At 47.9% G+C, this 20,687-nt stretch carries 15 protein-coding genes; 7 read left to right on the top strand and 8 right to left on the bottom strand.

All coding sequences use genetic code 11. From position 1 onward, the window contains the following. Positions 1 to 29 precede the first annotated feature (29 nt). Positions 30 to 2,540, top strand: a complete 2,511-nt coding sequence (locus A1359_RS05850; protein WP_269747881.1) for a DUF1254 domain-containing protein — start codon at positions 30 to 32, stop codon at positions 2,538 to 2,540. A gap of 55 nt (positions 2,541 to 2,595) precedes the next feature. Further along, positions 2,596 to 4,215 (top strand): hypothetical protein, encoded by a 1,620-nt coding sequence (locus A1359_RS05845; protein WP_066979405.1) that lies wholly within the window; start codon positions 2,596 to 2,598, stop codon positions 4,213 to 4,215. 783 nt (positions 4,216 to 4,998) lie between these two features. On the opposite strand, the gene A1359_RS05835 is transcribed toward A1359_RS05845, so the two are convergent. From A1359_RS05835 to A1359_RS05800, 8 genes are all read right to left on the bottom strand, one after another. Then, positions 4,999 to 7,176 (bottom strand): TonB-dependent receptor, encoded by a 2,178-nt coding sequence (locus A1359_RS05835; protein WP_066979401.1) that lies wholly within the window; start codon positions 7,174 to 7,176, stop codon positions 4,999 to 5,001. Between the two features lie 124 nt (positions 7,177 to 7,300). Beyond that, on the bottom strand, positions 7,301 to 7,744 hold the full coding sequence (gene nikR, locus A1359_RS05830; RefSeq protein WP_066979399.1) for a nickel-responsive transcriptional regulator NikR: 444 nt from the start codon (positions 7,742 to 7,744) through the stop codon (positions 7,301 to 7,303). Positions 7,745 to 7,862: 118 nt separating this feature from the next. Beyond that, positions 7,863 to 8,960, bottom strand: coding sequence for a HupE/UreJ family protein (locus tag A1359_RS05825; protein ID WP_066979396.1), 1,098 nt, complete (start codon positions 8,958 to 8,960; stop codon positions 7,863 to 7,865). A gap of 10 nt (positions 8,961 to 8,970) precedes the next feature. Next, the gene (locus A1359_RS05820) at positions 8,971 to 9,630 is read right to left on the bottom strand and encodes a hypothetical protein (protein WP_066979393.1); all 660 of its coding nucleotides are present in this window, start codon (positions 9,628 to 9,630) and stop codon (positions 8,971 to 8,973) included. 30 nt (positions 9,631 to 9,660) lie between these two features. Then, positions 9,661 to 10,029, bottom strand: a complete 369-nt coding sequence (locus A1359_RS05815) for a copper resistance CopC family protein (RefSeq protein ID WP_066979390.1) — start codon at positions 10,027 to 10,029, stop codon at positions 9,661 to 9,663. Positions 10,030 to 10,051: 22 nt separating this feature from the next. Then, complete coding sequence (locus A1359_RS05810; RefSeq protein WP_232322133.1) at positions 10,052 to 11,275, bottom strand: sialidase family protein; 1,224 nt, start codon at positions 11,273 to 11,275, stop codon at positions 10,052 to 10,054. 95 nt (positions 11,276 to 11,370) lie between these two features. Next, complete coding sequence (locus A1359_RS05805; RefSeq protein WP_232322132.1) at positions 11,371 to 12,771, bottom strand: ATP-binding protein; 1,401 nt, start codon at positions 12,769 to 12,771, stop codon at positions 11,371 to 11,373. Continuing rightward, positions 12,758 to 13,417, bottom strand: coding sequence for a response regulator (locus tag A1359_RS05800; protein WP_066979410.1), 660 nt, complete (start codon positions 13,415 to 13,417; stop codon positions 12,758 to 12,760). The genes A1359_RS05805 and A1359_RS05800 overlap by 14 nt, the downstream gene beginning before the upstream one ends. Before the next feature lie 201 nt (positions 13,418 to 13,618). Between A1359_RS05800 and A1359_RS05795 the strand changes: the two genes are divergently transcribed. From A1359_RS05795 to A1359_RS05775, 5 genes are all read left to right on the top strand, one after another. Continuing rightward, positions 13,619 to 15,814, top strand: coding sequence for an HD domain-containing phosphohydrolase (locus tag A1359_RS05795; protein ID WP_066979383.1), 2,196 nt, complete (start codon positions 13,619 to 13,621; stop codon positions 15,812 to 15,814). 48 nt (positions 15,815 to 15,862) lie between these two features. Further along, a complete protein-coding gene (locus A1359_RS05790) occupies positions 15,863 to 17,992 on the top strand; it encodes a CHASE2 domain-containing protein (protein ID WP_066979381.1) in 2,130 nt (709 codons plus the stop codon). A gap of 111 nt (positions 17,993 to 18,103) precedes the next feature. Further along, a complete protein-coding gene (locus A1359_RS05785) occupies positions 18,104 to 19,072 on the top strand; it encodes an L-threonylcarbamoyladenylate synthase (RefSeq protein WP_066979379.1) in 969 nt (322 codons plus the stop codon). Next, complete coding sequence (tadA, locus tag A1359_RS05780; protein WP_066979376.1) at positions 19,069 to 19,515, top strand: tRNA adenosine(34) deaminase TadA; 447 nt, start codon at positions 19,069 to 19,071, stop codon at positions 19,513 to 19,515. Before A1359_RS05785 ends, tadA begins: the two co-directional genes overlap by 4 nt. A 460-nt stretch (positions 19,516 to 19,975) precedes the next feature. Beyond that, positions 19,976 to 20,425, top strand: a complete 450-nt coding sequence (locus tag A1359_RS05775; protein WP_066979373.1) for a hypothetical protein — start codon at positions 19,976 to 19,978, stop codon at positions 20,423 to 20,425. Positions 20,426 to 20,687: the final 262 nt, after the last annotated feature.

The following is a 20,687-nucleotide window of genomic DNA, read 5'->3' as shown; positions in this document are numbered from 1 at the left end:
CTATTTTGACGCAGGGGGGTGCTGAGCCTATGGTGTTGTGTATGCCCGAGATTGAGTCGGCGCGTTATTATGATGTGCAGCTGATCGACCTATACACGGACAACTTCGGCTATATGGGCAGTCGATCCACAGGGAACCATGCAGGTTGTTACGCGGTAGCCGGACCGAATTGGAACGACGAGACAACACCCACGGGCATCGTTAAGGTCTTTCATAGTGAGACACAATTTAGCCTTGCGGTCTACCGCACTCAGCTTTTCGACCCTGCCGACATGGACAATGTCAAGAAGGTGCAGGCTGGTTACAAAGTGGAACCCTTATCGGCCTTTTTGGGCAAGGTAGCTCCCCCAGCTGCAACTGATATTACTTGGCCTAAGTTCGATAAAGCCGCCTTTACGACGGATTTTGCAGAATATCTCGATTTCTTACTGGAGTTCTGCCCACCCGTTGGCACTGCTGCGGTAGAGAAGCCGCTACGTGAAAAGTTTGCTCAGATCGGTATAGGTCCAGATCGTAAAGTTCATCACCAGGATTTGTCGCCCGAAGTAAAGGCAGCGCTTGGTGATGGAGTCAAGCAAGCCTATGCTTTGATAGAGAAAACCGCCGAGAGTATAGGTTCACCGGTAAATGGCTGGCAGATTGGATCGGCCGCCGGCAGTCGTGAGTTTTACCAGAACAATTGGGTGTTACGCGCCGCTGCCGCTAAACTTGGCATCTATGGCAACAGTGAGGCCGAAGCGGTCTATCCCTTCACGCGTCACGATGCGAACGGCATCGTGCTCGACGGCAGCAAGCACGTTTACCAGATAACCTTTCCTGCCGGACAACTTCCCCCGGTCAACGCTTTCTGGTCAATCACCATGTACGACGGAAACACCCAGCTCCTGATCGACAATCCGATCAACCGCTATCTGATCAACTCGCCTATGCTGTCAGGGCTGAAAAAGAATCCGGACGGGTCGCTGACGATCTACGTACAGAAGGACTCCCCCGGCAAGGACAAGGAATCCAATTGGTTGCCAGCGCCAAACGGCCCTATGTTCGTCGTCATGCGCCTCTATTGGCCGAAGACCCAAGCGCCATCGGTCTTTCCCCTCGGCAATGGGAGCTGGCAGCCGCCCGCCCTAGTGCCGGTAAGCAACCTCAATGCACTTGACGTTAAGCGCTTTGGCGACAAGTCGCTGGAGAACTTCATCCGCACCGATACGCGCTATGGTCACGACGGCCTGTTCCAGGGACCACGAGGCTGGGGCTACTGGAATTACCTGGAGTACCCTAGGCCGGTGCAAAACCCAAATCTCTGGCCCGACATGCAGTCCACCTACTTTATTGGTCGGCTGGCGATGCCAGCGGGTGCGACTCTCTCGCTCGACTACAGTTTTCCCCACGCCCGCTACTTCCAGTTTGCGCTCTACAAGCAGGAGCACGGCTCCTTCGTCTCCATTGGCGAGGACCTTTCGGGGCCACATATCGAACCGGCACCGGGCTCGATCAACCCCTTCCGAGTCGGTGCTGACCGACTTGCCGAGAAGCGTGACTTCACCCTGCGCATTCTGGCCGAGGACCCACCGGCCGCTGCCAAGCAGCGCAAGGCGAACACGCTCTACGTCGGGAAGCACGGCGGCGAGCTGATGTTCGTCAACCGTACGTATCTCTCCGACCAGGGCCGCGATGGGACTGGTTGGGGACCGGCTGCGTCGCCCGACCTGGGAGCAGGAATGCCGACCTATACTGGGACCCTGGCCAATGGCACCAAGCTTTCGTCAGCAGAGGTGGTCAAGCAGTTCGGCCGCCCCATGGAGGCGCCCAAGCCACCCGTCACCGCCGAGCAATGGGACATGTTGGTAAACGCCAAGGGTAATGATCCCGCGCTCGATCCGGCCACCGCGCCGGCACGCAAAATCCCCTTGTGGGAGAAGTACTGGAACGTCAAGTACTCGATCCTTGGCTCGTTCAAGACCCCCGAGGAGCGCAGCAAGATTCCTTATCAGGGTGCGATCGACGGGGGTGGAGACCCGGAAACCGAGTACCTGTTCATCCAGCTTTCACGCAAGTTTGGTCCGGTCTATGTCATGCGCGGTAAGATGCCGACCTTCCCTAATACATACGCCGGCACGAGCGGGAAAGGGCTTGATGTGATGCCGCAAGCGCAGACTCAATACTGGTCGCTGGTGAGTTGCGAGGCTATGCCATCCGGGCAGATCGTCGATGCTCTGACTGATATGCAAGTGCCGTTGGATGCGGATGGCAACTATACCATAGTCTACAGCCGCCAGCAGGACAGGCCTGCCAATGCGACACTGGATAATGGCGTGGCCTGGATCGAATGGAGCCCGCGCGGCGAAGGTATCGACGGCCCGAAAAACCGTGAAGATTTCGGCATGTTGATGCTACGCTTCATCGCCAATGATCCTGCCTGGGAGCAGAGCCCGAACAAGATAACCAAACCCGGCATGGAAGACGCTGTGATGGGGCTCTATTACCCACACGGTGAATACACCGACAAGGCAACATTTGAGGCGTTGGGATTGAAGAAATGATAGTCGGCACAACAGAGAATTTCATTCCTATGGAACAACAGCAAGGAGATATTGCATGAATAAAAGTCTTAAGTTGATAGCACTTGCCGTCATCGTCGCACTGAGTTATGCCGTTTATCGGTTGGGTTGGCCGGTGATTGAGGCGAAGATCGACCGCCGTAACGCGCAGGCCGGACTGACTCCAAACCAGCTTGACGCTAACGGTCCGCTACCCGGTGATGTCAGTCTTTACGCGAAAGAGCTAGAGTGTCAACAGAAGATCCCTACGCCGGGCTATTACTCTTCGCTCAATGGTGCAGAGATTTCCGACAGCGAGCGAAGCGGCTTGTTCCCCTGTGCAACCTTCACCGGCTTGCTCGACGGACCCAATCAAGTGTACGCCTGGCGCTCTGCGGATGACTATCCCGGTGTGTCCTACATCAACAACCGCAAGCCGGGCGAGCTCTACATCGTAGGTGGCGAGTACCCGACCCTAGAAGACCCCAATATGGTGGGTCCCTTCGTCGCCAAGGCCAATGCTACCACCGGCAAGCAGCTCTGGCGCACCTACCTCGACAACCTGAACGCCTCTGGACGCTGGATCGGCAACGCCAATCTGAACATCCTCGAAGATGGCAATATCGTCTTTGCCTGGTCGAATCAGATTGTGCTCATCGACGGTGACACCGGCTTGATCCTCAAGCACAACACCCTGCCCGGAGGCGAAGCACCCGCCGAAGATGTGAATTTCAAGCATCTCACGATCGCGCCCGACGGCACGCTGATCCTCAAGGATCAGACACGGCCCATTGGTTGCACCTTGCAGGGCACGATGGCGATCATCAAGTGTTCGGCAGAGGGTATGAAGCAGCCAAATTCAGTGCTGGTTGCGGTCGATCCCAAGAACCTTCAGGTGCTCGACTGGCTGCAGTTGCCCGAGCCGGCACCGTCACCACACATCATCGCACCGTACCACGACAAGATTGCGATCTACATGGGGATGATCTCGACAGCGGCACGCTACTTCTGGGATCCTGTGACCAGGAAACTCTCGGCCGACAAAAACTGGATGGTCCAGCCGCTGGCGGAAGGCCAGAATGCCATCACGGCACCGACCATGGTTGGAGACTGGGTTGCGGTACAAACCAACGGCCTGTTCAGCGAGAAGAAGGCATCGAGTGTGGTGGTGATCCACCAGGATGACGCCAGCAACGTCCATACAATTTTCCCCTTCGGAGAACTGAAGAAAGGCGAACTGAGCTTCGCACCGCCCAAAGCTGGCGCTGACCCTGAAAATAATATGATTTATTCGGCAGACATGGGCATGCGCAAAGTGGCCGGCATCAAGATCGATCCGGCTACGGGCGACTTGAAGGTGGCATTTGTCGTTGATGACATTTCGACAACGTTCCAGCCGTTGATTGGACAGAAGGACAAGCGAGTATTGCTGCTGACCAACATGAAGCTGAATGTCGAGAGGGAACCCATCAAGATGGCCCTGTTCACCGAGAACTACAAAGAACAACTGACTTGGCGTGATGCTGCCACCGGCAAAATTCTAGCCGAGTCCGATTTCTTTGAGCCGCTTTCCATAAATGGGCTTACACCACCGGGTTTCGGCGGTCGTATCTACTTTACGTCCGCAGTCGGCAAGGGCTTCTATGTACTGCAGGTCAGACCGAAGCCTGCGTCGTAAAGAACGGGGGCAAGCCCCTGCTTCAGGATTCCAAACTAAGGATATGGTTGGAAATAACATCCCGAAATCCAAGCGCATCGTTCCTTCGCTTCGCGTCACTGCCATTAAGTTAAGGAAGAACAATCCCTTCTCCCTCCGGGAGAAGGTTAGGATGAGGGGATTAAATAAAGCTTTTTTGCCTTATTATAAATCTCCTCTCCCCAACCCTCTCCAGCAGGAGAGGGAGCTTTTTCTTAACTTAATGGCATTGACGCTTCGCGTGGGAACACAACCTGAACCGCTCTGCGGCTCGGGACGCTGGAGCATCCCCGACAGGGTTCCCACGCTTCGCGTGGGAACCCTAGGAGGAAGTTAATTTTGGCGAAATCCTAAAAAACCACCTGCAGTAGCAGGTGGGCTCAAGTACGGACTAAAAGCCGGATACGCATCGACTAAACGACACGTCTTAATCTGGCTACATCTTTAAATTATCGTTCGTGTTGCGCTCAACATGATGTTCCAAATAGTCTCTGATCGTTTGCGCAGAAATACCCTTGCGCCCAATAAAGCTATTTTAAATGCGGAAAATCTTCAAAGAGATGACTCGATGCTCACCCCCATGACAATAATTGAGATTTTAAACCTACATAGCTTGTAATTATTCAGTCAAAACTGCGTAAAACAACGTAGGCTAGATAAGTGCAGCGCATCCGCGCAATCATTGGGATGCACAAGGCGTATCCATCCTACGCTTCACAATCGCTGCACAGTTACCATAGCTTTTAATATTTCAGGGACCGCTACTTAAAAGTTAACCGTTATAGTGCCACGGACCATTCTGGGCTCCACAGGATGCTTCAAAATGCCGGTCGCTGTGTTAGCGCCATTTGGATAGGCGTAATCATAGGCATAGGCAATATCGTTTTGTGTTGAACCAAACAGATTGAAAACATCGATTTCCAGCTTGTATTGTTTTTGTTTGAAGCCGGCTCCTAAGTTAACCACATTGGTATCACCTGCCCAATATTCACCAGCCTCATCCAACGGCACCCTGCCAAAATGGCGGAATCTTAGCGTTCCAAACAAACCATTGGGTGCCACAACAGTAACCCCGGTACTAATCACCCTGCCAACTGAGTTTGCTATATAAGCATTGTCGTCAGCATACCGTGCCGTGGTCAGGGCAAGATCACCATCCAGCGTTAACCAGTCAGTGGGCTTATAGTAGTTGGTGAGCTCAACACCATAGCGGTTGGATTTTCGATTCACATCGGTGGTACCTTCATCGCCGACAAAGACCAATTCCTGGCTGGATTGCAACCACCATGCGGCAAAAGTGCTGTTTAACCCCGGGATAAAATTGGTGCGAAAGCCTGTCTCAGCACCACGCGACCATGCAGCAGGTGTAATTCTAGAAGCTTCTGGGCCCAGTGCCTGACCATCCGATGGGTTGAATTGCAATGTGGTGCCACGGGCATCATTGGAGTGATAGCCATAACCGCCATTGACGAAAAATTCGGTGTCATACCAAGGGCCAAGTACCAGACTCGCTTTCGGGCTCAGCATCGTTTTACCGCGACTGCCTGAATTGGCCGCATTAACACTACTCGACCCGCTACCGCTATCACGCATTCTGACATCATTATTGATGAAATCGCTGCGTAAGCCGGTGATAGTACGCACTTTTTCGTGCCAATGGGTATGATTTTTAATATAAGTACCGATCGTCGTTATGCCGGCATCACTGTCGCTAACCGTATCCAGGATTTGCTGCTGATTGGTATGGTAAAGGCCTAGCCCGGTGATGTCGTCATGCCGAAGTTGCAAGCCAACACTATTATCCATTTCAAAGCCCAACACTTTGTTATAGCGGGTATGCTCAAAATTTCCGCCCGTCTGCACTCGGCGCTCGGTTTGTAAAATTTGATCTGAAGGGTAGTATTTTGCGTCAGGATCAAGCGGTAGGTTGCTAGGGTTGGTCGGGCTCAAGGTATAACCGCTAAAATTTGAGTACATATTCAAGTCGGTATACAGCGAATAAATATTGGCTTCATTTTTCCAGTTGTCGCCAGTTTGCCAAAAACTGCCTGACACACTATAGCGGTTGCTGGTACCGCCATCGGACGGGTCCATCGATCCATAGAGCCCGAGATCACCATTATCAACTGACGATTGGGGGATTTGGTTGGTTGCTGTCCAACTGTTGCTGTACGCTTTGCCGTTGATCGACATCCCCCAATCGTGCCTATCGAGGGTGTAACGTATCATGCCATTAAACTTTTTCGAATCTTCCGGCACCGTCCAGGGGCCGTTATACAGATTAAATTCACCCGCATAGAGTAAATCCCCATCGCCCACTTTATTGGAATTGGCAACTAATGTACGGTAATAATCGTACTCACCAGCAGTGAATTTGACGATGCCTTCCGATAATTTATCCATGGTAAACATTTTGGCGTAGCCGGCAGCAGAAAAATCACCGACTTCAGCATAGTAAGGACCTTTGCCATATTCGATGTTTTTTACCAATTCCGGGATGATGCTATTCAGATCCATATAACCCTGACCATGCGCATGCGTGGTCATATTCATCGGTATGCCGTCAACATAAGTCGTAAAATCAGTACCGTGATCTAAATTAAAACCACGCAAGAAATACTGATTGGCTTTACCTGATCCACTGTGCTGGGTCGCTACAACCCCCGGCACTACTTCAAGCAATTCGCCGTTACGAGAAAGCGGGCGGTACTCAAATTGCGCATGGCTCACTTCCCCTTGCGAGGCAGAGCTAGCCAGACCGATTAAATCTTTACCACGTCCATCTTCGACCTCAACGGCATCAAGCTCTTCGACCTGCCCGTCATCGTTGACTGAATGCGCCTGCGCTATGCCAGCGCTGAGCGCTAAAGCGATTCCCAAGCCTATGTATATCGGCTTTTGTTTGGAGTTTTTATTGTTTTTATTGTTTTTGTCGGTTCGCATTTAATCTCCTCACACTGCAGACCTTTTAAATAACCCTACTATCAGACAGGCCCATTATACTTAATGCGTATGAGGAATCAAAAATAATTCATACTTGCTGCCTAGCAGCAAAATCTTCAGCTTGTTAGGTCATGGGATGAAAATGCGTATGTTGATGTGCTGATGTCGAACTAACCGGTACCAGATTGACAACACTATGTCGCACGCCAGATTCGGCAGATACTTTGTCGGCGAAGCCACGCACAGACTGGGTTGAACCACGTAGAAACAACGTCTCAAGACAATCATCATGATTTAAATGAACGTGCATGGTACAAACCACCAAGTCATGTGCATGGTGTTGTAGATGAGCCAGCCGCTCTGATAAGTTGCGCTCATGATGGTTATAAACATAAGAAAGACTGGCTACGCAATGGGTTGCCAGGTTTTGTTCAAGCCGCTCTGATTCGATTTCTTTGCGCAGCAGGTCACGCACGGCTTCGGAACGGTTGACATAACCTCTAGCCTGAATCCAATTGTCAAAATCCGCTGCCAGATCGTCGCTAAGCGAAATAGTAAAACGTTCCAAAATCGACTCCTATGATTATTATTATGGGAACTGCCGATTATAACCCAGCCGCTAAAATCAACCTGCAAAAGGCATCAGCTATGCATGCCCTCTGGCTGATATTAAATCTCTAGTTTGACTACAACACCGTTCTTTCCAAGAACCAATAAACGCCCATTAAACTAATCAATGCAGAGCAAGCAGTTAAAAACTTATGTGACGTTTCAACTTTATTATTCAACGCCCAAATCAACGGCAATACGATGGCAGCAACCACAATTTGACCGGTTTCGATGCCGAGGTTAAACGAAAGCAGTGGCACTAAAATGCCATAATCGCCACTACCAATATCCAATTCTCGCAATACGCCGGCAAAACCGAAACCATGCACCAAACCAAAACCAAATGCTAGCCAATACCTGCCTTTGGGGTGATCGCCTCGAATGATATTTTCCACCCCGACATAGACGATAGTGGCGGCGATGAAGGGTTCGACAAAACTACTAGGCAGTTCAAACAGGTTCAAGCCCGCCAAAGCCAGTGTTATGGAATGCGCAATGGTAAAACAGGTGATGATTTTGACAGCAGGCCAAAAACTGTGAGTAACCATCAACAAACCAAACAAAAATAACAAATGATCGTAACCGGTAACGATATGTTCGACCCCCAGCTTTAAAAAGCTGACAAAAGTGCTTAGCGTCGAATGTGCTTGCAGGTTTTGTAAATCAATCACCACTGAGGCATGATCGCGGTTGAGCATAGTTTCTATGATGATTTGCTGGTCGGCGTTTTTAACCATCACTTGTTGTTGATGACCTTCCGGCAATATACGCAGAAATTGCGATTCCAGATTTAATTGTCGAGCGTCTGCGTCTGGCAGCTTAAAGCGAAAATCGACATGGGCATTATTTTGCCCATCAAAACTGACTTGACCTGGTGCGACAGGCTCGATGAGCTTGCCATTCACAGCCAGCTTGAATTGATCTGCCAACAACTTGGCAATGGCAGGTTTGGCGGCATCAAGCTCGGCATCGCTGACTTCTGCATCCAAATCGCTATCCATCGGCGAAAAAGCTTCGATATCCTGCAAGGCAAAGGTAACCCTGGTATCGACTTGTTGCGGCAGGATGTCGATATTAATCGAGCTTAGACCCGGTGGATGAGCAAACCCGCAAGTCGATTGCAGCATAAGCACTAAAACAAGCCACACTTGCAGGGCGTTGAAATAATTATTCATTTATGGTCCTTTATGCCTGAAAATCGTCTTTCTTTTGCGGCTTGAATTTATATAAATACAGTAAAAATCCCAAGCCCAGCATGACCGCAAGCGCAGCGGCTATGCCGGCAATCCATTGCATGGAATTATCATTAGGATCGACGCCAACTTCCAACGGCACGCGAAATTTATCGTCTTCTTCAATGGCATCCCCAATCAAGAAATACAATACATAATCACCATTTTTATCTATATCAGCCTGAGCTTCGACAGCGCCACGCGGATATAACTTGGCTGGCGTTTCGCTGATGGTGCGAATTTCGCGAAAGTCATCCGGGGCTTTTTGGCCGGTTTTTTCCACTTCCACCAAACGAATCCCAATCGGCGTGGTGCGGATATCGCGGTCGAATAAGTCGGCGGTGAAATACATTTTTCCGGCATGCGGGATTTTCTGACAATAAGGTACAAAAGCTTCCTTGGCGTTGGATTTGATCTCATCTTTGCCAGGTTGCAAATAGGCACTAAAGTGCACAGCGTAAAAATCATTCGCGATGATGCAATCCAACTCAGGGCGATTGCCCAAGGCGTTGGATTGTTTTTCTCCAAAACCAAGCTGCTCACAACCCGACAGCAAAAAGGTGCAGATAAGCAAAAAAGAAAGGCTAAATGAGGGCAGTCGATTGATATTCATAAGGTTCCAGTTCACTATGAAAACAGGGTTTTAAGGTTTTACGCTGAATTGGAATTTTCCGGTCACAATATGAGTATCCTGAGAGACCACCCGATACCGTATGGTGTAAGTACCGGGTGCTAAATCCGAAACCGTGGCGTAAATGTGTGAACCATCGGTCATAGCTTGTTCCACATCGCGATTATCGACCCGTTTGCCCTCGCTATCGATTACAGCTAAAGCTTTATATTGACTTCTGACCGGGTCGTTAAACCAAAGGTCGATCTGTTTGGGCGCCACTTTAACTTCCTCGTCCTTGGCAGGTTGCGACTTCACTAGAATCGCATGCGCTTGAGCGACAATCGGGCTTAAGAGTGAGGCAGATAAAAGCAGAGTTATGATGGATGTTGATTTACGCATAAGACAATCTCATTAATTAAAGTTATTTTAGTATTGCAGACAGCCATAGCTTATCCGCCCCCGGTTTTTGTTCTGTCCACATCGCAAGAAAACCGGTTTTAGTCGCGACAACTCGAGGAAAGGTCGCCGAACTAGCGGGGGTTGAAATCTGCTTCGCAGCGGACCAATGCTCACCTTTATCAAATGACTCGCTGATCATGACCACAGAGCCTTCTGCACCCCGAGCATCCCAAATCGCCAACAGCCGCTCATCACCTAAAGCAGCGATATCACTATGAAAGGCTAAGGAACCATCGCCCATTTTTTGGGGTGGCGTCCAGCTTTTAGCATTATCGTTAGATTGCAAATAATACAAGCCGGCTTTATTGTCAGCGCCGGTCCACACCAAACTATGCAAAGCCTGCTGACCATCTTTTGCCAGGGCCCCACCATTATGTGGACAGCCGTCGAATTGCCAATTGAATTCGCCTACCGTACTGATGCGCTGCCAATTTTTTCCTGTATTACTCGATTGCGCCAAGGCCATGTCACGCGGCTCCATATCCCGGTACAAAGCATTGATCTCTCCATCCGGCCCCAGCAACAGACGATTCCAGCAGCATGAACAACTTGAATCATCGATAGTTTGCGTCCATTCCCAATGTTGCCCGGCGTCGCTGCTAACTGCATAGCGTAAACCTTGATAGCCATTTTCATCCCTGTCATCCAGCCATATTAGATGAAAGCGGCCTTGCTCATCGGCTAGCAAATCAGGATGCGATTGATCGACATCGCTAGCAGTAGGATTGCTGCCTTGCGACCAGTTTAGGCCACCATCTTTTGAATAAAGCGATATCAAAGGCCCCATGCCTGGTATTTCACCGGTTACTTGCCACACAGCCATTAAATCATCACCATGAGCGGCAATCTGTACATCATTGCCGGCGGCCGATTCCAATGTCGTCGGGATGTATTGATCTATCTCAACCGGTGCGGACCAATGTTGACCGCTATTTTCGGAACGTAAATAAGCTATATAAGGATGCTTGGGGTTCGCAGATTTTGCGACAAACACGGCATGCAGAATCTCGCCCTCGACATAGATGTCATAGCTAAGCAGGCTTTTTACCGCTAATGCTTCAGTATTAATTGGACTGCGCGGCATGTTTTCAGACTGAGGCATGCCATGTAGCTTGTCCATGGACTCAGAACAGGCTGACAAACTGAAGACTAAAAACAGTAAAAAATACTTACGCAGTTTGAGCATCTTTAAATAAGTGATTTGTATGTATAAAAAACAGCCGCTGATTACACCATAATGCCAACAAAAGCTGAACCCACTTTAGGCGTTATTACTAAATCTTACGTATTAAATCGAATAGATACCTGCAATCCACCCATCGCGGATTTTGAAAAATCAATGTCAGCATCATGCAAACGAATGATGCGCTTGACTATTGATAACCCCAGGCCGCTACCGTCAGCAGCTTGTGCGGTTTCCACGCAACGATAAAAGCGCTGTGTAATACGCTGGTAATCTTCATCTATCACACCGGGCCCATTATCTTCGATACGTAACCAGACCTGATTATCCTGTCCGAAATGGATATGCACCTTGCCACCGGAAGGTGTGTATTTGATGGCGTTATCCAATAAATTACGCAATAAAATATTTAATAATTGAGGATTGGCTTCTATTGCGATGCTTTCTTCACCGTTTAATTCAATTTCGATGTGTTTTTCATGTGCCGAATATTCAATGTCAGAAATTACTGCAATCAGGGCTTGATTAACATTGACCCTTTGTTTATTCAACTGGGCGTTATGATGCTGAACTCTGGATAAAGTCAGCAGTTGTTGCACCATGTGTGTCATACGCCAAACAGCCAATTGGCATTTTTGCAAAGCCTGCGTCCGCATGTTTTCGTCCTGAGTTTTCTGCGCCACTTGTAGCTGCGTCATCAAACCGGCCAGCGGTGTGCGTAATTCATGCGAGGCATCGGAAGTAAAATTACGCTCATTGGCAAACGCCTGTTCCAGTAACACAAATAATGCGTTGATCTGCTGAACCATAGGCACCACTTCTTCCGGCAACTTATCCAATGATAAAGGCTGCAAATGCCCGACCTCGCGTGCAGCCAATTGCTCTTTAAGCTGATTGACCGGTCGTAACGTGCGACTGACAATTAGCCAGATCACCAAACCCAGCACCGGCAAGGCCAATAACATCGCCAGCAACTCCTGGCTAACCAACGATTCCACCAATTTGTGGCGAATATCATCCCGCTGACCGACATGAATCACATAATCACCATTTTCGGTACTGATGCTAAACACGTGCCAAAGCTGATTATTGATTAGGGTTTCGCTATAGCCATTACGGGTCAATGACAAACCAAATTCCGGCGCACTTTCCGAACGCAGCACCACACCATCTTTTACCGAGCGCAATTGAAAAGCGATTTTGCGCTCGTACTTTTGGCCTAAAATAGGCATGTAAAACAAATCCGACGATTTATCCTGATCCCATAATTTGGTCAAACGGCGCTGCTGTAACAGGTTTTCTACGAAGGCATGTACCACTCGTGCGGATTGCGCCAGTTCAGCGTTGAATAATTTGGTGATTTCGTCGCGGGTTTGTCGATAGCTGACATAAACGGTTGTACTCCAAACCAGTAACAATGAAGACAGCAGAAAAAACAGCAGCTGTTTTTTCAGGGAGCGCGGACGAAGCCTGATCTGTATGCGCTTAGGTTTCGTCAATGATATAACCCACTCCGCGTATGGTACGGATTAAATTGGCATCCAGTTTTTTGCGTAAATGGTGAATATGCACCTCAACCGCATTGCTTTCTACCTCCGACCCCCAGGCATACAAGGCTTCTTCCAGGCGGGTACGCGAGGTGACATGACCAATATGCGTCATTAGATAATTTAGAATCTCGTATTCTTTTTGCGATAAATCCACCGCAACGCCGTTGCAAAACACTTGATGCGCAGCAGGGTCTATCGTTACGCCTTTATGCTCCTGCAAGGGCAAACCGTGTCCCTCGTTGCGACGCGCCAGTGCACGCAGTCGAGCACATATCTCTGTCAGATCGAAGGGTTTACAGACAAAATCATCTGCACCGCTATCCAAACCCGCCACCCGCTCGGATACGCCGTCTCGTGCCGTTAGCACCAAAACCGGCGTATTGTCCTTACGTTTTCGCAAGTTTTTTAATACGCTCATACCGTCCATGCGTGGCAGATTCAGGTCGAGTACGATTAAATCGTAATTGTTTAATTTCAGCGCTTCGTCGGCCTGCGCACCATCGATCAACCAGTCCACCGCATATCCTTCCATAGTCAGGCCGGCTTTGAGTCCATCTCCCAGGATGGTATCGTCTTCTACCAATAACAATCGCATAATATTAGAGCTATTCAGCCAGGTAAGTTGTATACCCGTCATTGTAACAAGGAATTAGCTGAGGTTAACAAAGCTACTGGCTGGGCTTGTAGCCTCAATAAAAAGCTGAACTGGGTTAGTCATTATTCAATTTTTGAGCCATACTGATTCGGTAAGTTCAGATGCCAAATCTATCATCTAACCTTAAGAAGAGCCTTCATAATGAATTCTGCATTGTTATCAGCCAAAGACAAATCTCAAGAGTGGAGCTCGGTGTTATTGTTTAGTGATGGCATGACCGGACAGGATTTACGCCAGCAAATCGAAACAACGGCCCAACAGTGCGATGTGTACCTTATGACTGATTGCAGTCAAATTATGCCTGAACTGTTGAATGACAATTTTGACATTTTACTTCTGGATATTGATATTCCAGAACTTGATGTTGAGCATCTATTACCGCAAATCAGAACACACTTTTTACTAGAAGAACTGCCGGTACTGCTTATATCTTCCGAGGCATCCACCACTAAACGCGAATTGGCTCTGGATTTAGGTGCAACCGATTTTCTGACCAAACCTTTGCGTGCCAGTGAAATTGGCTTAAGACTTCGCAACGCGCTGACATTTAGACATTGTTTTAAAGCCAATCAACTTGCCCAAGTCCGACTGGAACAGACAGTTAAAGCCAGAACCGCCCGATTAAATATGCTGATTGAAAGCGGCTTGATGATGGCTATGGAAAAAAGTCGTGATCGCTTACTGGATCATATACTTAGAGAGGGGCAAAAATTACTGCACTGTGATGGCGGCACCATGTACCTGGTGACCAAGCATAAATCACTACGTTTTGCTGTGCGCACCCGGCAAGACGCATTACCTTTTCAGGAAATTGAGCTATTTGATGCCATAACCGGTCAAACCAACGACCACTATGTGTCCGCCTATGCAGCAAATCACAAACAAACTGTCCTGATCGACAATGTTTACCAGGAAACTCGTTTTGACTGCAGTGGCACCAGACATATTGACACTCATAGCGGCTACAAAACCATTTCTTTACTGACTGTACCCATGGCACCACGCAACGGCAATGTCATTGGTATCCTACAGTTTATCAACGCTCTGAATCCGGATACCGGCACTGTGATTCCGTTTCCAAAGGACATGGTCGCTCTAGTTGAAGCCTTAGCTGCGCAAGCTGCGGTGGCATTGGATAATCTGCAATTGATTGAAGGCCAAAAAGCAACCACAGAAAGTATCATTCGGGTTTTGGCTGCGGCCATCGACACCAAAAGCCCACATACGGGCCACCATTGCGAACGCGTTCCGGAACTGGCCATCATGCTGGCAGAAGCAGCCTGCCAGCAAATCCAGGGAGCATTTGCGGATTTTAATTTTGAGTCGGAAAATCAGTGGCTGGAATTTAGGGTGGGTGCCTGGTTACACGATTGCGGTAAAGTCACCACACCAGAGTATGTTATAGAAAAAGCCACCAAGTTGGATATGCTCTATAACCGCATTCATGAAATTCGCATGCGTTTTGAAGTGTTATTGCGTGATGCAGACATAAAACGACTACAAACCTTGCTTGAAGGTGGTGACATAAAAGACGCTAATCAGCGTTTTGAACATGAAAAAGCCGAGCTATTAGAAGAGTTTGCCTTTTTGGCAGACTCCAACATGGGTCGGGAATACATGCATGCAGATGATTGCGTACGTATTAAAACTATTGCAGAGAAAACCTGGTTGCGCCATTTTGACGATACTCTGGGTCTATCCCAACTAGATACCCACCGTTTGCGTCCCGAAGATAAACCGGTCTTGCCGATAACAGAACCTTTGTTAAGCGACAAACCCAAACACATCATTCCTCGTCCTATTCATCAAGTGCCTGATCCGGCGCTAGGCATCAAAATGACAGTGCCTACCGATATGTTCAATTATGGTGAAATTTACAATCTGACCATCCAGAAAGGCACGCTGAACAAAGAAGATCGCTATAAAATTAATGAACACATAATCGAAACCATAAATCTTTTAGAAAAAATTCCGTTTCCCGATTTTTTGCAGCGGGTGCCGGAATACGCTACTACACATCATGAAACCCTGGATGGACGCGGATATCCAAGACAACTGACCGAAAAAGATCTGTCTATACCCGCACGCATTATGGCAGTTGCCGATATTTTTGAAGCCATTACCGCCTCAGATCGGCCCTACAAAAGGCCTTACAAATTGTCAGAGTCTTTGAAAATATTGCGTAATATGAAAAAAAATCGACACATTGATGCCGATGTCTACGAGCTTTTTTTGACCTCCGGTGTCTTTCTGAAATTTGCCCAAAAATATCTAAAGCCTGAACAAATAGATCATGTTGATATTTCAGATTTTATCGCTCACGACGTATTGCCTTAACGGCTGCCATGCCAACAAAATCTTATTAACCACAACCGGCATTGCGCTGTGTTGAAATCGGCAAAACCACGGCTCTATCTGGGATTCAGCTTATTACTGTCTGTAATAGCCTGTAATTTGTTTTTCTATCTGTGGAAGCCGGCTCCACTACAAATCATTCAAAACGCCACTTTTGACCAATTCCAACGCCTGAAGCCTCGTATTTATCAGAATGAACCGGTAAGAATTATCGACATTGATGATGCCAGCTTGAACAGACTCGGACAATGGCCCTGGCCGCGCACACGCATTGCTGAATTAATCGCTAAACTACAGTCTGCCAAACCGGCAGCCATGGGGCTGGATATTATTTTTGCCGAAAAAGACCGCACCTCACCCGAGAGCATGCTGGAAATCTGGCATCTCTCTGCAGAAAAACGACAGTTACTCAGTGGGTTAGCGGATCATGATCAGGTGCTGGCGGATGTGCTTAATCACAGTAATATTGCGCTGGGATTTGCCTTACATTGGCAGGAATCCAAACAATCTCTTCCATCGATCAAAGCCAATTTCGTACAAATCGGTGTTTCACCTATGCCATATCTGCCGAACTTTCAGGCAGCAGTCTGCTCATTACCGCTGCTGGAAGCCAGTGCTGCGGGCAATGGCGCCTTAGAATTTATATCCGATACCGATGGTGTCATCAGAAAATTACCCATGGTGTTAAGGCTACAAGATTCAATAGTACCTTCACTGGTAGCCGAAAGTCTGCGACTTGCCGAAAAAACCAACAATATCAGACTGCAGAGCAATGACACCGGTCTAACAGAAGTCGGTATCGGCAACATGCGCATACCGACATCGGCAAACGGCCAAATGTGGATTAACTTCAGCAAACCATCGAGCGAACGCTACATTTCAGCTTGGCGGGTGTTGGCTGGCCAAATAGACCCAAGCCAATTGACAGGCAAAATTCTGCTGATAGGCACCTCCGCCCAAGGCCTGATGGACTTACGATTTAGTCCATTGGGCGGCATCATTCCTGGCATAGAAGTGCATGCTCAAGCCTTGGAGCAAATCCTTAGCGGCAACTACCTGAGCCGGCCGGACTGGGCTGAAACTCTCGAGATACTGATCATGATTACTGCAGGTTTGTTGATCGGCTGTATTACCTTAATTAGCGGCGCAATACTGTCATTTATGGCTTTTATGCTGAGCTTGATGCTGTTTTGGACTGCAGCTTGGTATGCTTATGTGGATTATCATTGGCTGCTCGACCCCATGATACCTTCAGTAATGTTGATGCTGATTTTCATGTCTGCCAGTATTTTTCGACATTTGTATAGTGAACGCAGTCAACGCTGGATCAAACAGGCTTTTTCACGTTACATATCGCCTAATTTAGTCGAGTACCTGATTAGTCATCCGGAAGATCTGGAACTAGGCGGACATCGGCAAACCTGCAGTTTTGTATTCACCGATTTGTCTGATTTTACCGGCTTAATGGAAAGCCTGGAGCCGGAGAAAGCAGTCAGCTTGCTGAACACTTACCTGGAAAATATGATTGCAATTGCATTTTCGCATCAGGGCACGCTGGATCGCATAGTCGGCGATGCTGTTGCAATCATGTTCTCCGCCCCGTTAAAACAAACCGACCATCAGCTCAGAGCCATACAATGCGCACTGGATATGCAAGCCTTTGCCAGCCAGTACTGCGCAAAAATCATTCGTGAAGGTGGCCAGTTTGGCCAAACGCGTATTGGGGTTCATAGTGGAGAAGTCATCGTTGGTAATTTTGGTGGTAAAACCATTTTCGATTACCGGGCGCTGGGTGATCCCGTGAACACAGCTTCTCGACTGGAAGGCGCCAACAAATATATCGGTACCCTGATTTGCGTTTCGGAAACCACTCTATCCGCTTGCCCTGAGATACCGGCAAGACCCATAGGTAGGGTACTACTAAAAGGTAAAACCATTTCCTTAGCTATATTTGAACCGCTTTTGGTTAAATCTTTGAATACTAGAGTGCTGGCAGAATATTGGGCTGCCTTCATCTTAATGCGTGACAGCAAGCCAGAAGCCCTCGCTGCATTTCAGCAGATTGTCTATAAGCATCCTGAGGACAGCCTGGCAGCCTTTCATTTACAGCGTTTACTCGACGGTTGCAGCGGAGATTTGATCGAATTGAGTCATAAATGATCTCGCTGAAATGTTTTACACAAAAAAACTACCTGAACGGGTTGAATATATCCGTCACTGACTAAGATGAAACGTTAAAATAAGTCCTTATTTTAGCTTCGAGTTTTTGCTTTGACCCCTACCGCCGTCACTCCCCAATCTATCCAACACGCTGCCGCGTTGCTGCATCAGGGCAAATTGGTAGCTATACCGACCGAAACCGTTTATGGCTTGGGCGCGGATGCATCCAATCCGGACGCAGTTGCAAAAATTTTTCTAGCCAAGGGCCGACCCGCCGATCATCCTTTGATTGTGCATTTAGCCTATGCCAGACAAATTAAGGACTGGGCGATTAATGTACCGGAAGTTGCATGGCGTTTGGCTGACGAATTTTGGCCCGGTCCGTTGACAATGATTTTGCAGAAAAAAGCTTCTGTGCCGATGGCTGTTACCGGCGGCCAAAATACTATCGCTTTGCGGGTACCGAATAACGCAGTGGCGCTATGGTTGTTGCGGGAGTTCGGTGGCGGTATTGCAGCACCTTCCGCCAACCGTTTTGGCCGTATCAGCCCAACCTTGGCGACTCATGTTATCGAAGAGTTGGGCGATGCGGTTGATTGTATCCTGGATGGCGGCCCATGCGCTGTAGGTGTGGAATCGACCATTATCGATCTAACCGATAGCCAGCCCACCATCTTGCGACCCGGAAGGATTAGCCGCAGCCAATTGGAAGCCGTGTTGCAAACTCCGGTGGCCATAAAGTCGCAGCATAAAATCCGTGCCCCCGGCATGTTGGCAGCCCATTACGCACCCAATACCCCGGCTTTTTTGTGCACTACCGATACTTTGTTGGCGCTATTAGATCAGCAACGCAGTCATGGCAAGCGGGTCGGCGTATTGGCTTTTAGTACTGAATTATCCCAGTTAACTTGTCAGCATTTACTCAATCTGCCTGCGCAAGCCGACAATTACGAAGCGGCTTTGTATTGTGCTTTACGCGAATTGGATAAATTGCAACTAGATAGCATACTGGTAGAAAAACCACCCGAGCAAGAAGACTGGATGGCGGTGAACGACAGACTCAACAAAGCCACAATATGACAGACGAAGATTGGATGTGGCATGCATTGCGGCTGGCTCAGCGTGCCGAAGCACAAGGCGAAGTGCCAGTCGGCGCCCTGCTGGTAAAAGACAATCGCTGCATCGCTGAAGGCTGGAATCAGCCGATACAAAACCACGATCCCACCGCACACGCCGAAATCCAAGTATTAAGGCATGCCGGGCAGATACTGCAAAATTACCGACTGACTGCTACGACGTTATACGTGACGCTGGAGCCGTGCGTGATGTGCATGGGTGCGATTGCACACGCGCGCGTCTCACGCTTGGTGTTCGGTGCTTATGACCCCAAACGTGGCGCAGTTTGTCATGCATTACAGCTCAGCAATGCACCGTTTTTAAATCATAAAATCGATTGGCTGGGTGGTGTGCTGGAGCAAAGCTGTGCCGAGCTGTTAACGAGTTTCTTCAAGGCACGGCGTTAGATGGATAAGCATGCTATTGGAAAAGCAGATGTGAGGCTTTGCTGCAAAGGAAGTCACCTGCGATTACGCAGCCTTACTTAAAGATCGTATGTTGTTAAAATATCATAATGCGAAACAACATTTTGCCATCGGCAATTTAAGTCTCTGTTACCGTAACAAACTTTGCTAATGCTCACGTTTTGTTTTGCATTTAATTTTGAACGCTACTCCAAGCAATAGCTCAAAAATTCACTGACGGTTTCGCTAAAATTTATTTCCGTAACTACGGGCATCTTGCAGAAAATTTAACCAGGGTCGATATTTGAATCACCTCTACAACCGATTCAGGGAAGTACTCATAAAGGATCTTAATAATCAGGTAAAAGTTTAACTAAAATATATATGAGATGTCTTAATTGAGTATTAACTTATTAACAATGCATGCTTTAGATGTTAGATAAAGCCATAGAACCACAATAAAATGAAATTTAGCGTTTTTGTACAAAGACTTTCGCATCCACGCGTCAGACGGCGATTAAAAATTGGCCTATCCGTTTGGGGTGTGATGATTGTAATTAGTCTTATTTGTAAGATTGCCTATGACATTGGTCATTTTAAAGCGCAGTCATTTATAAGTGATAAAAATATTTCGACGTCTACTGGGCGTCAAGTTCTGACAACCGAATATGCACAGCGTGTAGTATCAGGTGCATTAAAAGAAGACCCTAATAATCCAAAAACAATTGTGACTCAGGTTGTTGATAATAATCAGAAACTTTCTACTATTATTATAGAAAACAATAAACAACAAAGAATTGCTTGGATTATAGATATGCGTTTGTTTTTTATGGGTGATCTATTCAATGACAATGGTTATAATTTAACCGAATCTATTGAACACCAACACAATATTAATAACAGTAACCGTTAATTGGTTTTAAGTGTGCTAGCAGTCAAACACCAGAATCGGCGACTTAATAAGATAAAACAGCACCTATTATATTGATTTATATAACTCGTTATAAGGTAACACTTTCTTTCAGTCACCCAACGGGTGAAGCATAAAGCGATATATTGCGGGATAAATCAGACGACTATGTCTGAATTGCGCACTGCGTAGAAATTGAGGCAAAAAAAAGGGCTGGCGATTGCTCGCCAGCCCTTTTTTTTTATATGGTGCCTCAGACCGGAAT

This window comes from Methylomonas lenta (genome assembly GCF_001644015.1).
GTDB lineage: Bacteria > Pseudomonadota > Gammaproteobacteria > Methylococcales > Methylomonadaceae > Methylomonas > Methylomonas lenta.
Note: the sequence above shows the minus strand (reverse complement) of the source record. Positions and strands in the feature narration are given on the sequence as shown.